General features: G+C 74.2%; 12 protein-coding genes. 6 read left to right on the top strand and 6 right to left on the bottom strand.

What is annotated here, in order from left to right; genetic code table 11:
- Window positions 1–66 precede the first annotated feature (66 nt).
- Entirely contained in the window at window positions 67–864 is a 798-nt protein-coding gene (locus VK501_RS23830; protein ID WP_324341947.1) for an SDR family oxidoreductase, read from the bottom strand.
- Between the two features lie 89 nt (window positions 865–953).
- On the opposite strand from VK501_RS23830, the gene VK501_RS23825 reads away from it, so the two are divergent.
- Window positions 954–1,826: a sigma-70 family RNA polymerase sigma factor gene (locus tag VK501_RS23825; RefSeq protein WP_324341945.1), complete on the top strand. Its 873-nt coding sequence runs from the start codon at window positions 954–956 to the stop codon at window positions 1,824–1,826.
- 221 nt (window positions 1,827–2,047) lie between these two features.
- Here the strand turns inward: VK501_RS23825 and VK501_RS23820 are convergent, their stop codons facing one another.
- Complete coding sequence (locus VK501_RS23820; RefSeq protein ID WP_324341943.1) at window positions 2,048–4,153, bottom strand: GAF domain-containing protein; 2,106 nt, start codon at window positions 4,151–4,153, stop codon at window positions 2,048–2,050.
- 168 nt (window positions 4,154–4,321) lie between these two features.
- On the opposite strand from VK501_RS23820, the gene ybaK reads away from it, so the two are divergent.
- Window positions 4,322–4,792 carry a Cys-tRNA(Pro) deacylase gene (gene ybaK / locus VK501_RS23815; protein ID WP_324341941.1) on the top strand — a complete coding sequence of 157 codons (471 nt, stop codon included), beginning with the start codon at window positions 4,322–4,324 and terminating at the stop codon, window positions 4,790–4,792.
- A 27-nt stretch (window positions 4,793–4,819) separates the two neighbouring features.
- On the opposite strand, the gene VK501_RS23810 is transcribed toward ybaK, so the two are convergent.
- Window positions 4,820–7,093: an NHL repeat-containing protein gene (locus VK501_RS23810; protein WP_324341939.1), complete on the bottom strand. Its 2,274-nt coding sequence runs from the start codon at window positions 7,091–7,093 to the stop codon at window positions 4,820–4,822.
- Window positions 7,094–7,189: 96 nt separating this feature from the next.
- Here VK501_RS23810 and VK501_RS23805 point away from each other — a divergent pair, with 96 nt between their 5' ends.
- On the top strand, window positions 7,190–7,879 hold the full coding sequence (locus tag VK501_RS23805) for a hypothetical protein (RefSeq protein WP_324341937.1): 690 nt from the start codon (window positions 7,190–7,192) through the stop codon (window positions 7,877–7,879).
- Between the two features lie 198 nt (window positions 7,880–8,077).
- On the opposite strand, the gene VK501_RS23800 is transcribed toward VK501_RS23805, so the two are convergent.
- A complete protein-coding gene (locus VK501_RS23800) occupies window positions 8,078–8,947 on the bottom strand; it encodes a hypothetical protein (RefSeq protein WP_324341935.1) in 870 nt (289 codons plus the stop codon).
- 105 nt (window positions 8,948–9,052) lie between these two features.
- The gene (locus VK501_RS23795) at window positions 9,053–9,793 is read right to left on the bottom strand and encodes a methylated-DNA--[protein]-cysteine S-methyltransferase (RefSeq protein WP_324341933.1); all 741 of its coding nucleotides are present in this window, start codon (window positions 9,791–9,793) and stop codon (window positions 9,053–9,055) included.
- Window positions 9,794–9,853: 60 nt separating this feature from the next.
- On the opposite strand from VK501_RS23795, the gene VK501_RS23790 reads away from it, so the two are divergent.
- Window positions 9,854–10,201, top strand: coding sequence for a hypothetical protein (locus VK501_RS23790; RefSeq protein ID WP_324341931.1), 348 nt, complete (start codon window positions 9,854–9,856; stop codon window positions 10,199–10,201).
- Between the two features lie 58 nt (window positions 10,202–10,259).
- Here VK501_RS23790 and VK501_RS23785 read toward each other — a convergent pair whose 3' ends face one another.
- A complete protein-coding gene (locus tag VK501_RS23785; RefSeq protein WP_324341930.1) occupies window positions 10,260–10,673 on the bottom strand; it encodes an SPW repeat domain-containing protein in 414 nt (137 codons plus the stop codon).
- Window positions 10,674–10,773: 100 nt separating this feature from the next.
- Here VK501_RS23785 and VK501_RS23780 point away from each other — a divergent pair, with 100 nt between their 5' ends.
- The gene (locus VK501_RS23780; RefSeq protein WP_324341928.1) at window positions 10,774–11,163 is read left to right on the top strand and encodes a hypothetical protein; all 390 of its coding nucleotides are present in this window, start codon (window positions 10,774–10,776) and stop codon (window positions 11,161–11,163) included.
- Window positions 11,164–11,328: 165 nt separating this feature from the next.
- Window positions 11,329–13,405: HAMP domain-containing protein (locus tag VK501_RS23775; protein WP_324341926.1), on the top strand; the 2,077-nt coding region annotated here is incomplete at its 3' end.

Raw genomic sequence — 13,405 nt, 5'->3', positions numbered from 1 at the left:
TAGGCGTCTCTGCGGCACTCCGAAGTGCTGGCATGGGGGACCACCGTCGAGCCCTGCAGGACAGGGTCACCCGACCTGAGCCGCCAGGAACTCCTCCCACGTCCGCCGACCCACTGCCCGGTCCGGCGCCAGGTTCGCGCCACCCCGAAAGGCGCGGGCCGCCTTGCCCGGGGCCCGGACCGGCAGGATCGGCCGGTGCTTGCCACGGGCCCGGAGGTACCCGCCGACGAGCTCCCGCATCTCGTAGACGCGCGGTCCGGCCAGGTCGGGCACCAGGCCGGACGGCGCGCCGAGGGTGAGCTCCACGAGCCGGGCTGCCACCTCGTCGGTGTCGACCGGCTGGAAGCGGAACCCCGTCGGCACCGGGACGACCGGCATCCTGGTCATCTGGTGCACGGTGGTCAGGAGCAGGTCGTGGAACTGGGTGGCGCGCAGCGTCGTCCATGGGACGCCGGAGTCGGCGATGGCCTCCTCTGCGGCCAGCTTGGAGGCGAAGTAGCCGAACATGGCGCGGTCGACGCCGCTGACGACCGGGATCCGGTCGGCGCCGACGACCGAGATGTACACCAAGTGCTTCGCCCCGGCCCGCGATGCTGCCCGGACCAGGTTCCGGGCCTTGTCCTCGTCGCCCTTGGTGCTGCCCGCGCAATGCACGATGGTCTCGGCGCCCTCCGCCGCGGCGTCGATGCCCTCGCCCGTGGCCAGGTCGCCGGTCACGAACGCGATGCCCTCGTCGCCCTCGCCGGCGTTGCGGCTGAGCACCCGCACCGCGCAGCCGGCGTCGCGCAGCCGCGGGACCAGGAGGCGGCCGAGCGTGCCCGTGCCGCCGGTCACCAGGATCGGGCCGGTCTGATCTGTGCTCATGATGTCGTTCCTTCGTCGTGGTCTCGGTCACATCGGCGTCATCTCGCCGGTCTAGCCCCATGACCGAGCACGAGAGAGGGATGTGACCGATGGATGACAGCGATTGGCTGGCGCAGCGCTTCGAGGAGCACCGAACCCGGTTGCGGGCGGTCGCCTACCGCATGCTCGGCTCCGCCGGCGAGGCCGACGACGCGGTGCAGGAGGCCTGGCTGCGACTCAGCCGCTCGGATGCCGGCGCGATCGAGAACCTGGGGGCCTGGCTCACCACCGTGACCTCGCGGGTGTGCCTGAACGTCCTCCAGGCTCGCCGCTCGCGTCCGGAGGTGCCGCTCGGGCCCGACGTGCCCGAGCCGGCCGCCGGCCACGCCGCGGGGTCTGACCCCGAGCACGAGGCGCTGCTCGCCGAGGCGGTGGGGCTCGCACTGCTGGTCGTGCTCGACGCGCTCTCCCCCGCCGAGCGGGTCGCGTTCGTGCTGCACGACATGTTCGCCATGCCGTTCGAGGAGATCGCCCCGGTCGTGGGACGCAGCGCGCCGGCCACCCGCCGGCTCGCCAGCCGCGCACGACGCCGAGTCCAGCGCGAGGACGCCAGCCACGAGACGAACCGGCTCCGGCACGCGCAGCTCGTCGACGCTTTCCTCGCCGCCGCCCGCAACGGCGAGTTCGACCGGCTGCTCGCCCTCCTGGACCCCGACGTCGTCCTCAACGCGGACCCGACGGCGGCGCAGATGGGCGCAGCGCAGGAGCTCCACGGGGCGGCGGAGGTCGCCGAGTTCTCCCGGCGCGCACGGGGAGCCACCCCCGCGCTCCTCGACGGAGCGCCCGCAGCCGTGTGGATGGTGGGCGGGCAGCTGCGCGTCGTCTACCGCTTCACGACCGGCGGCGAGAGGATCACCGCCATCGACCTGATCGCCGACCCAGAGCGTCTGCGCGTGCTCGACCTGGTGATCCTGAACGACTGACCATCACGCGATCGGGCATGGAGCGCGCGGCTCCACCACAATCGCATTGACAAGTCCGGGGCGCTCCGGAACGGGCCGGCGTTGCTGACGCGACAGATGCTGTTGGCGCTCAGTGCGATCGTCCTCGCGACCGCATCACGCTGCGGTAGCCGCCGCACGGATCCACGCCGCGGGCGGCAGGCCATCGTGCCTTCCGCCCGCGGCGGTTTCGGGGCGCGTGCTCAGCGACGCCCCGCCTCGGCCAGGCGCTCCCCGCCGGCCTCCGGCCCGTCGGCGGACGCATCCGGCACGATCGGCAGCTCGACGGCGATCGTGGTGCCCTCGTCGGGCGGACTCGTGACGGTGATGGTCCCGCCGGCGGCGGCGACGCGGTCGGCGAGGCCGACCAGCCCGGAGCCGCGGGTGCGGTCGGCGCCGCCGATGCCGTCGTCGCGCACCTCGAGGCGCAGCGTGCCGCGATCGAGCGCGGCCGTGACGCGCGCGCTGCCCGCACGGGCGTGCTTGACCGCGTTGGTCAGGGCCTCGGCGACGACGAAGTAGGCGGTGATCTCCAGGCACGGTGGCAGCCGCTCGGCGGGCAGGTCGATCTGCACCGGCAGGTCGACGTGGCCGACGAACGTCTCGATCCCGGCCCGCAGACCGCCGTTGCTCAGGGCGGCGGGCATGATGCCGCGGGCCAGCTCGCGCAACTCGGCGGTCGCCCCCTGCGCGGCCTGCAGCGACTCGTCCACCAGTGCAGCCGCCGGGCCGGAGCCGCCGAGCGCGGCCTTGGCCAGCTTCAGCGTGACGATGGTGTGCACGAGGCGCTGCTGCGCGCCGTCGTGGACGTCGCGCTGGATGCGCCGGCGCGTCTCGTCCGCGGTCGCCGCGATCCGCGCCCGCGACGCGGTCAGCTCGGCGCGGCTCTCGGCGTTGCCGATCGCGGCGGCGACGAGGTCCGTGAACTGGGCCAGGCGATCCTCGGTCCCCGCTGGGAGCGGCCCCTGCCGGCCCATCACGACGAGCGCGCCCCAGGTCCGGCCGTCGGCGACGATCGGGGCCGCGACCGCGGCGACCATGCGGATCGCGCGCGCGGTTGCCGCGTCGGCGCCCGGAACGCCGTCGTAGCTGTCGACGCGGGCGGCGCGACCCGTGCGCAGGACCCGCGCGGAGACACTGTCGCCGTCGCCGGCCATGTGCGCGCCGGCCGGGATCTTGTCGGCGTAGCCGCGGATCGCCACGATCGTCGAGCCCCCGTCGCGGTCGTAGCGCAGCAGCGAGACGAACTCCTCGTCCAGCAGCTGCGCGGCCTCGGTCACGACCGCGTCGAACACCTCGGGCTGCGACGCGCCGCGGGCGACGAGGGTCGCGACCCGCCGCAGCGCCGCCTGCTCGTCGACCAGCCGGCGCAGCTCCGCGCGGGCCTGGGCGTTGGCGATCGCGGTGGCGACCAGCTCCGTGAAGCCGGTGATGCGTGCCTCGGTGTCGGGCGGGAAGGGCTCCGGCCGGGTCGTCGCCGCCCACACCGAGCCCCACACCTGACCCTGGACCTCGATCGGCACCACGAGGGTCTCGGTGACCCCGAGGCGCCGCGCTTCGCCGAGGAAGGTCCCGGTCGGGCGCAATCGTGCGAGCCCGAACCGGATCGGTCGTCCGGTGCGGCGCAGCTCGCGGATCGCGGGGTCCGAGGGACGCTGCGCGCCCATCGGCAGGGAGCCCACCTCCTCTCCGGTGCTCCACGCGGCGACGAGCGTGGTCATGTCGTCGGCCTCGAAGCGCGTCATCGCGGTCACGTCGGCCCCTACGAGCCGGCCGACCTCCTCGTTGACCGCCGCGATGAGCTCGGTCTGCGACACGCCTCGGGCGACGAGCGTCGCGACGCGCCGCAGGGCGGCCTGCTCCTCGGCGATGTGCGTGGCCTCGGACCGCGAGGGAACCTGCACGACGTCGGTGCGGTCGTCCTCTGCGGGCGCGTAGTAGCTGTGGAGCTCGATGAGCCGGCCGTCCCGGAAGCGGTAGATCTCGCACGTGAGCCCGGTCAGCCGCCAATCGTCGGAGGCCGGCCGGCCCGGCGGCGAGCGGCGCGCCTCCTCGCGCGGGTTGACGAGCCGGTGCTCCATGACGATCGTGTCGCCGCTGGCGGACACCACGCGCTGGGGCGCGACCACGACACCTGGGAAGCTCCTCACGACGTGCTCAGCGTAGGCGCGCGCCTCCGCCGGGCCGCGCAGGGTCCGGCCGTCGACCATGATCGCCACCTCGTCGTGCAGCAGCTCGTCCCAGGCGGCGAAGTCGCGCTCGTTGAAGGCGCGCAGGTAGCGCTCGGCGAGCGAACGGAGCTCGGACACGGAGTACGCGGAGGACAAGAGGGCGGGTGCGGTCGCCCCGCGCCGGGCCGGCGCGGACCGCGGAGCATCGCATCGTCCTGCGCGCCCGGTGATCGGTGCTCGCGCTCCGCCGAGCGGCAGATGCGCTTGCCGTGACGGGCCAGCACGCCCGCGTACGATCGAGGCGACATGGCCGGCCGCGAGACCCCAGCCACCCGCGCAGCGAAGGCGGCGGGCATCGTCTACACCTTGCACGAGTACGACCACGATCCGCGGGCCGCGTCGTTCGCGGGCGAGGCGGCCGAGGCACTCGGCCTCGATCCGCGCCGGGTGTTCAAGACGCTGGTGGTGGCCGTCGGCGACCAGCTCACCGTGTGCGTGGTCCCCGCGACCGACCAGCTCGACCTCAAGGCCGCGGGCAAGCGCGCCGCGATGGCCGACACCGCCCGCGCCGAGAAGGTCACCGGGTACGTCGCGGGCGGGATCAGCCCGCTCGGTCAGCGCAAGCGCCTGGCGACGCTCCTCGACGCCACCGCGCTCGAGCACGACACGGTCTTCGTCAGCGCCGGCCGCCGCGGGCTGGAGATCGAGCTGGCCCCGCAGGACCTCGTCGCCCTCACCGGCGCCGGCGTCTGCGACCTGCGCCGGCCCGCCGCCTGACGCGCGCGCCGGCTGGCTACGGCACTCCTAGGCGGTCGCGCTCAGCCGGCTCGTCTGGCTGGTCGGCGGCCCGGCCGCCGCGGTCGCGTCGAGCTGCAGCGTCACGTCGAGGCCCTTGCGTCCGGCCAGCGCCTTGCGCAGCTTCGTGGCATCTGCCGCCCTGACGGCCAGGCGCACGATCTTCGACGTACCCGCCGGGATCGTGACCTTCTGCGCGGCCAGCGCGATCGACACGGGCTTGAGCTTGCGCTTCTTCTTGCCCGTGCCGACGGTGGTGGTGCCGCGCTGCACGATCGACGCCGACGCGGTCAGCGTGCAGGTCGTGTCGCAGCCCACGCGCACCGGCAGGTTGCGCGTGCTCAGCAGGCCCGCCTTGCGCAGCACGCTGACGCTGAGTTGCGGGCCGAGCGGCTCGGGCAGCGTCGGGAACTTGAGCGCCGGCGGCGCGGCCGGGGCGGCCAGCGGCGAGCACGTGACGCCGACGGTCGGGTTGGCCAGCGTGAGCGTGGTCACGCGGTTGTTGTCGCTGTCGGTGACGGTGAGCTTGCCGTTGCAGTCGACGCTCACGCCGGTGGGGTGGATGAACTGGCCGTCGCCGATGCCGCGCTGGCCGAGCGCCAGCAGGCGCTCGCCCGCCGGGCCGAACTGCTGCACGCGGTTGTTGCCACGGTCGGCCACCCACAGGTTCCCGCCCGGGTCGAGCGCGATCTGCGCCGGCGCGTTGAGCTTGCCGAGCTTGCTGCCGGTGCCGCCGAACTGGTCGATCTCCGTGCCGCCGGAGTCGTAGACGGTGATGCGGTTGGCGGCGTCGGCGACGTAGGTCCTGCTGCCGTCGGGCAGGACGGCGATGCCGCGCGGCGCGTCGTCGGTCGGGTAGGAGCCGAGGTAGGACCCGTCGGTGCCGAAGCGCGCGATGCGCTCGTTGCCGGTGTCGGCGACCGAGATCGACCCCGTCCCGTCGATCGCCAGCGCCGACGGGCCGCTCAGCTGCGCGGGGCCGGAGCCCTCCGAGCCGATGGTGCGGGTGGAGGTCGCGGTCGCGCGGTCGAAGACGACGATGCGGCTGCGACGCTGGTCGAGCACGAAGCCGTTGCCGGTGCCGTCGAACGCGACGGCCACCGGGCTGGGCAGGATCGTCGGGCCGGGGTTCGGCGAGCCCCAGATCGTGGCGACCGACCCGTCGGGGTTGAGCAGCTGGACGCGGCCGTTGACCGAGTCGGCGACGGCGCGCACGCCGCTGGCGTCTACGGCGACGCCGAGCGGGCCGTCGAACTGCCCGCTCGAGCGGCCCGAGACGCCGAACGAGCGCTTCAGCGTGCCGCTGGCGTCGAAGACGTCGATGCGGTCGTTGCCGGTGTTGGCGGCGAACAGCTCGCCGTTGGCGCCGGCGGCGATCCCGCGCGGGTAGGCGAGGCGGCCGGGCGCGGTGCCGTAGGCGCCCCAGCGCGCCTTGTAGCGGTAGCCGGTGGCCGGCGTGCTGTAGCGCACGATGCGGTGGTTGAGGTCGTCGGCGACGAACACGCGGCCCTGGGCATCCATGGTCACGCCGTAGGGGAAGTTCAGCTGACCCGGCCCGGCGCCCTGGCCGAGGCCGACCGAGGCGAGCAGGTGGCCGCCGGTGTCGAACGCGGCCACGCGGTGGTGCTGGTCGTCGGCGACGAGCATGCGCGTGCCGCGGACCGCGACGCCGCGCGGGTTGGCCAGCGTGCCGGGGGGGACGATCTCGGCGCCGTGGCCGCCCTGCGTGTCGAAGCGCACGACGCGGTCGTTGCCGGTGTCGACGACGTAGACGACGTCGCCGGAGACGGCCAGGCCGCCGCCGGCCGCCGCGTCGTTGCCGCCGCCCGCGCCGAAGCGGAACTTCCCGATGTCCTTGCCCGGCCCGCCCCAGCTGCCGACGAGGCCGCCGGTGGAGTCGAAGCGCACGATGCGGTTGGAGCCGCCGTCGGCGACGAGGACGGTCCCGTCGCCGGCGACGCCCACCGCGCCGATCGCGCTCAGCTCGCCTGGCCGCGTGCCGGCCGTGCCGATGTCGCGCAGCCAGGTCCCGTCGGGCGCGAACTGCTGGATGAGGTGCGAGCCCTGGTCGGTCACGTAGACCGCGCCGTCGGGGCCGACGGCGACCGCCTGCGGGAAGCGCAGGACGCCGCCTCCGCGCTGGCCGGACTGCTGCGCGCCGGTGTACGGGCAGGGATCCGACGCGCCGGGGCAGTCGGCCTGGGCGGCGGGCGCGGCGGTGGCGATCAGCGCGGCGCAGAGCGCCAGCGGGGCGAGCAGGAGGGAGCAGAGGCGGCGGGTCATCGAGATGTGCAACACCGTAGAAGCGCGAAGTCGCGGTGATGCACGAGGTCTCCCAGGCGGGTGGTGCGCACCGGTACGCCGGTAGGATCGGCCGCGGTGTCCGGCATCGGCGTCCTGCGCGAAGGCCCTCTGCACGCGGCCGTCAAGGACTTCTGCGCGCGTCCCGGCGACCGCGCCGAGGTGCCGATGGAGGGCTACGTGATCGACCTCGTGCGGGCCGACGGGGAGCTGGTCGAGATCCAGACTGGCGGGTTCTCGCCGCTGGGGCCCAAGCTCGACACGCTGCTCGACGGCCACCGCATGCGCATCGTCCACCCCGTCCCCGCCGAGCGGCGGATCGTCCGGATCGACGAGCACGGCGAGGTGCTCTCGTCGCGGCGCTCGCCCCTGCGCGGCGCGGCGCTGGACGTCTTCGACCGGCTCGTGTCGTTCCCGTCGCTGCTCGCGCATCCGAACCTCACCGTCGAGGTGCTGCTGTGCCGCGAGGACCACATCCGCGCGCCCGAGGCGGGCCGGTCGCGGTCGGGCCGGCGGCGCCGCGATCCGGGTCAGCGGCGCCTGGTCGACGTCGTCGGCTCCGTCGTGCTGGGATCGCCCGCCGACGCGGCGGCGCTGCTCCCGGACGCGCTCGGCGCGCAGCCGTTCACGACGCGCGAGCTGGCGACCGCGCTCGGCTGCCGCATGATGCTCGCGCAGCGGGTCGCGTACTGCCTGCGTGCCATGGACGTCCTGGCCGACGCGGGCAAGCGCGGGCGGGCGCCGCTGCACCGGCGGGTGGGGGGCTAGGCGGCGCGGGGGCGCCGGCGTAGTTTTGCTCTGCCGCGGTGCCCGGGGGCGGGGGGATCGTTCGCGCCGCACTGATCGCCCGCGAGAGGTCCGGGTCGCTTCGTGATGAATAGTCCAGCACGAAGCGACCCAGGCCTCCCGCAGGCACCGTTCACGGCCGAACGACCCGCGGCTCCTACACGCGCCACCACGCCCGGCCTAGCCCTTCGACGCCGCGACCGCCTCGCTCTTGGTGGTCTTGCTCTTCGGGGCGGGCGGCGTCATCTCGGCGCGGACCGGCGTGCCCCAGGCCGCGTCGACGGACGACAGGAGGCCCTGATCCGTCGAGCAGTTGATGCAGAAGCTCCGCTGGCCCCACCCGATCGCGCGCGCGAGCACCTCGTTGGCGTAGGAGACGCCGGTGAGGTCGTGGCCGTAGTAGTCGTAGGCGGCGCGCCAGGCGGAGGCGTCGAGCGTGCGGCCGGCGCCGGAGTCGCGCAGGAGCGCGGCGGCGGCCATGATCGCGTCGTAGTCGTCGTAGACCGACGGGTGCTTCTCGGTCTTGTGCGGGTAGGCGGCGGGTCGCGCGGCCCGGGTGCCGGCGGTGCGGTAGCGAGCCCAGGTGGAGCCGGAACCGCCGCCCCCGTTGGTCACGTTGAACTGCATCGGCCCCGCGCAGCAGCCCGCGAAGTTCAGTCCGTGGTAGGTCGTGGGGTGCGTGGAGAACGCCGTCTCCTGCTTGTGCACCGAGGCGATCAGCAGCCAGTTGACGCCGTAGGCCCGCTGCGCGGCGGCGTAGATGTCGTAGAAGCCCGACACCCAGGACGCGGGGACGTGCTGCAGGTCGTTGGCGGTGAAGCGGCGCTCGTCGGCGGTCCGCTCGGTCCGGGCGGGCGCCGGGGCCTGGGCGACCGGCGCGGGCTGCTGGGCCGGTGCGGGCGCCGGCGTGGGGGTCACCACGACGACGGCGGGCGCGGCGGGCGGCGGCGTCTCCGCGGCCGCAGTGCTGCCGGTGCTCGACAGCGCCCCGGACAGCGCGACGCCGAGCAGACCGGCGCCGGCCAGCAGGGCGACGAGCGCGACGGCCATGGGCCAGCGCTCGCGGGGCGGGGTGGGCAGCGACGGGGGGCTCGACATCGGGACGCCCGACGATGGTAGAGGCGCCGCTGCCGCCCGGCGCAACCGGCGGGTTTCTCAGACCGCGAGCAGTGCGCCCTCGTGCTCGAGCAGCGTTCGCTTGTGGTGCAGGCCGCCGGCGTAGCCGGTGAGCGCGCCGCGTGCCCCGACGACGCGGTGGCACGGCACGACGATCGGCAGCGGGTTGCGGCCGTTGGCGGCACCGACGGCGCGTGCGGCGCCGGGCGCGCCGAGCCGGGCGGCGAGCTCGCCGTAGCTCGTGGTCGCCCCGAACGGGATCTGCGCCACGAGGGCCCAGACGCGCCGCTCGAACGCCCAGCCGAACGCGGGGCGCAGCGGGAGGTCGAACTCGGTGCGCAGCCCCGTCGCGTACCCGCGCAGCTGGCGCGCGGCCTCGGGCAGGATCCCGGCGTCGCTGCGGCGGGAGCCCGGCGGGACGTCGGTCGGGTCGAAGCGGATCTCCTGCAGGGCGTCGCCGTCGGGGCCGGCGACGAGCAGCAGCTCGCCGATCGGCGTCTCGACGGTGGTGTGGGTCAGCGGCATGGCACGGCGCTCCTTCCAGCGGCGATGCTCCGTCGGCAGGCAGGTCGCGCACGGGCGGTAGCCCGCGGCGACGGCGGTCGCCTCGTCGGCGAAGAACACGCGGTTGGCCACATAGCCGCCGCGTGCGAGGGCGCGCGCGGCGCCTGGGCAGCCGAGCGTGCCGTAGATGCGGCTGCCGCGATGGCCACCCAGCGTGCCGGGCGTCCGCGAGGCGTGGGGCACGCCGTCTGCGCCGATCAGGGTGTAGGTCTTCATGTGAGTTGGAACGCGGCGTGGCAGTGATGTGTGAGATCGCCGCGTAGCATCGCCTCTCCCATGGACGACCTGCTCAAGCTCGCCGCCGATGCCGGCCACGACGTCTCGCTCGCCGAGGACGCGCTGGAGGAAGGCGCACACGACACCGCGCGCGACGCACTGGACCGCGCGCTGGAGACCCTCGCCACGCTCCGCGAGCGCTGGCCCGACATGTCGCCGGCGCAGCGCACCGTCGTCGGCGCGTCCGCGAAGGCCGTGCGCGGCCGCCTCGACGCCGCTGCGGCCCGCGTCCCGGCCCGCCGCGCCCTGAGCGAAGGCGCGCCCGAGGCCGACCCCGACGAGGAGGTCGACCCGGAGACCGGCGCGCCGGCCGCCCCGGGCGCCGAGGCGGGGCCGCCCGCCGGCTGACGGCGCACGTTCCGTGTGCGCTCAGCCGGCGCGGAACGCCAGGCGTCGCCGGCCGCCCTCAGGCCGTCGGCTGCGCGCCCGGGTCCGAGTCGGCCCCGCGGCCGCGGCGCCGCAAGCGCCCGCCGCCCTGGGCGGCGCCGCCGGCGCCGGCGGCCGGGTACCAGCGCGTGCCGAGCGTCGCCAGCAGGTCGACGACGCCCATCACGATGAAGAACGCGGTCGGGGCGGTCTCGTCGCTGAAGGAGAACAGGAAGGGCGCGGCGATCAGCAGCGCGGCGAGGACGAGGTCGATCGCCAGGTGCGCCGGGATCGGGATCGCCTTGATGAGCGACAGGCGCCACCGGGTGCTCATCGCGAGCAGCAGGATCCCGACGCCGGCGACGATCGACACGGCCGTCGGCGCGCCCTGGTCGGAGAAGCCGAAGAGGAACGGCGCGGCGATGAAGAGCGCGGCGAGCAGGGGCTCGGCCACGGCGTGCATCGTGAGCGAGATGGGGCCTTGGCGCAGCATGGTCCCGGGGTCCCCCGCCCGATCGCGAGACAAACCGAGCGCCCGCGGGTACAAGCCCACCATGATCACGATCCTTGTCATCGTCGTCGTGCTGGTCGCCGTCGCGATCGCCGCGGGGATCCTGTCTCGCCGTCGTGCCGCCGAGCGCGCGCGGGTCGAGCGTGAGCGGGAGGCGATCGCCGGGGAGCTCTCGGGCCATCGCCAGGAGCACGACGCCAACGCGAGCAGGGCCGGCGAGGTCGCGGCCCAGGCACGGGAGCACCGCGAGGCCGCCGAGGAGCACCAGGCGCGTGCGGAGCGCCACGAGCGGGAGGCCGCGGCCCACGCCGAGTCGGCCGAGCAGCTCGAGTCGCGCTTCGAGCGCGCCAAGGGCGCGGCGAGCCGCCACGGGGAGCGCGCCGAGGCGGCCGCGCGGCGCCTCGAAGAGCTCGACGGCCAGCGCCGCAGGTAGGCGTGACCCTCTTGCACGGGCAGGCGAGCGCCTGCCCTCGGGCTCCCCATCGTGCGGCGTGCGGACGAACGTGCTGCACGCGGTGGCCTGCACCGCAATACTGCGTGGCGGCCGTAGGCCGGTGCGCTGGTGTGCGCCCGGTCTCAACATCCCCAAGGAGGATCGATGGCCGGAACTCTGGCTGCCGACGAGGGCGCATCGCGACGCAAGCGCAAGGACGAGGAGCAGGGCGAGCTGGACCCCGCAGCGCTGCGCCGATTGCTGGAGGCGCTCGGCGCGGCGGCCGACGGCGACTTCTCCCGTCGCCTTCCCGCCCGCCGCAAGGGCCTGCTGGGCGAGCTCGAATCGGCGTTCAACCGCCTCGCCGAGCACAACCAGGCCCAGACGACCGAGCTGCAGCGCGTCGCGCGCCAGATCGGTCGCGAAGGACGGATGACCGAGCGCGCTCGCGTCGAGGGCGGCAAGGGCGACTACCTCGACCGCATGGAGACCGTCAACGGGCTGATCGACGACCTCGTGCGGCCGACGACCGAGGTCGCCCGCGTCATCGTGGCGGTCGCCGAGGGCGACCTGAGCCAGAAGATGGCGATGGAGATCGACGGCCAGCCGGTCAAGGGCGAGTTCGCCCGCATCGGCACCACGGTGAACGCGATGGTCGACCAGCTGTCGTCCTTCGCCTCCGAGGTGACGCGCGTGGCGCGCGAGGTCGGCACCGACGGCAAGCTCGGCGGCCAGGCCGCGGTGCCCGGCGTGTCCGGCACGTGGGCCGACCTCACCGAGTCGGTCAACTCCATGGCCGCGAACCTCACCGGCCAGGTCCGCAACATCGCGCAGGTGACGACCGCGGTCGCCCAGGGCGACCTGACCCAGAAGATCACCGTGGACGCCCGGGGCGAGATCCTCGAGCTGAAGGACACCATCAACACGATGGTCGACCAGCTCGGCGGCTTCGCCGACGAGGTCACGCGCGTGGCGCGCGAGGTCGGCACCGACGGCAAGCTCGGCGGACAGGCCGAGGTGCGCGGCGTCTCCGGCACGTGGCGCGACCTCACCGAGAACGTCAACTTCATGGCGCGCAACCTGACCGACCAGGTGCGCGGCATCGCCCAGGTCGCGGGTGCGGTCGCCAAGGGCGACCTGACGCAGAAGATCACCGTCGACGCCAAGGGCGAGGTCGCGGCGCTCGCCGACACGATCAACGCGATGACCGACACGCTGTCGGTCTTCGCCGAGCAGGTGACGCGCGTGGCGCGCGAGGTCGGCACGGAGGGCAAGCTGGGCGGGCAGGCCGAGGTGCCGGGCGTGTCGGGCACGTGGAAGGACCTCACCGAGTCGGTGAACTCGATGGCGGAGAACCTCACCGGCCAGGTCCGCAACATCGCGCTCGTGACCACCGCCGTGGCCCAGGGCGACCTCTCGCAGAAGATCGAGGTCGACGCCCGCGGTGAGATCCTCCTGCTCAAGGACACCATCAACACGATGGTCGACCAGCTGCGGTCCTTCGCCGACGAGGTCACGCGCGTCGCGCGCGAGGTCGGCACGGAGGGCCGGCTCGGCGGTCAGGCGGTCGTGCCGGGGGTCGCGGGCACGTGGAAGGACCTCACCGACTCGGTGAACGTCATGGCGCGCAACCTGACCGACCAGGTCCGCGACATCGCGCGCGTCACGACGGCCGTCGCCAAGGGCGACCTCACCCAGGAGGTGACTGTCGACGTCAAGGGCGAGGTGCTCGAGCTCAAGCGCACGGTCAACACGATGGTCGACCAGCTCTCGTCGTTCGCCGACGAGGTCACGCGCGTGGCGCGCGAGGTCGGCACCGAGGGCAAGCTCGGCGGCCAGGCCGAGGTCAAGGGCGTCAGCGGCACGTGGCGCGACCTGACCGAGAACGTCAACTTCATGGCCGACAACCTGACCCACCAGGTGCGCAACATCGCCCAGGTGACGACGGCGGTGGCCCAGGGCGACCTGTCCAAGAAGATCACGGTCGACGCGCGCGGCGAGATCCTGGAGCTCAAGGCCACCATCAACACCATGGTGGACCAGCTGCGTTCCTTCGCCGCCGAGGTGACGCGGGTGGCGCGCGAGGTGGGCACCGAAGGCCGCCTCGGCGGCCAGGCAGACGTGCGCGGCGTGTCGGGCGTGTGGAAGGACCTCACCGACAACGTCAACTTCATGGCGGGCAACCTCACCGACCAGGTGCGAAACATCGCCCAGGTGGCCACCGCCGTGGCCCGCGGCGACC

Source organism: Baekduia sp. (genome assembly GCF_035318805.1).
Lineage (GTDB): Bacteria > Actinomycetota > Thermoleophilia > Solirubrobacterales > Solirubrobacteraceae > Baekduia.
Note: the sequence above shows the minus strand (reverse complement) of the source record. Positions and strands in the feature narration are given on the sequence as shown.

Coding starts and splice junctions, on each gene's coding strand:
- VK501_RS23800 (WP_324341935.1), bottom strand. CDS start 8,947: ATGGCCGTCGCGCTCGTCGCCCTGCTGGCCGGCGCCGGTCTGCTCGGC.
- VK501_RS23810 (WP_324341939.1), bottom strand. CDS start 7,093: ATGACCCGCCGCCTCTGCTCCCTCCTGCTCGCCCCGCTGGCGCTCTGC.
- ybaK (WP_324341941.1), top strand. CDS start 4,322: ATGGCCGGCCGCGAGACCCCAGCCACCCGCGCAGCGAAGGCGGCGGGC.
- VK501_RS23795 (WP_324341933.1), bottom strand. CDS start 9,793: ATGAAGACCTACACCCTGATCGGCGCAGACGGCGTGCCCCACGCCTCG.
- VK501_RS23830 (WP_324341947.1), bottom strand. CDS start 864: ATGAGCACAGATCAGACCGGCCCGATCCTGGTGACCGGCGGCACGGGC.
- VK501_RS23825 (WP_324341945.1), top strand. CDS start 954: ATGGATGACAGCGATTGGCTGGCGCAGCGCTTCGAGGAGCACCGAACC.
- VK501_RS23790 (WP_324341931.1), top strand. CDS start 9,854: ATGGACGACCTGCTCAAGCTCGCCGCCGATGCCGGCCACGACGTCTCG.
- VK501_RS23780 (WP_324341928.1), top strand. CDS start 10,774: ATGATCACGATCCTTGTCATCGTCGTCGTGCTGGTCGCCGTCGCGATC.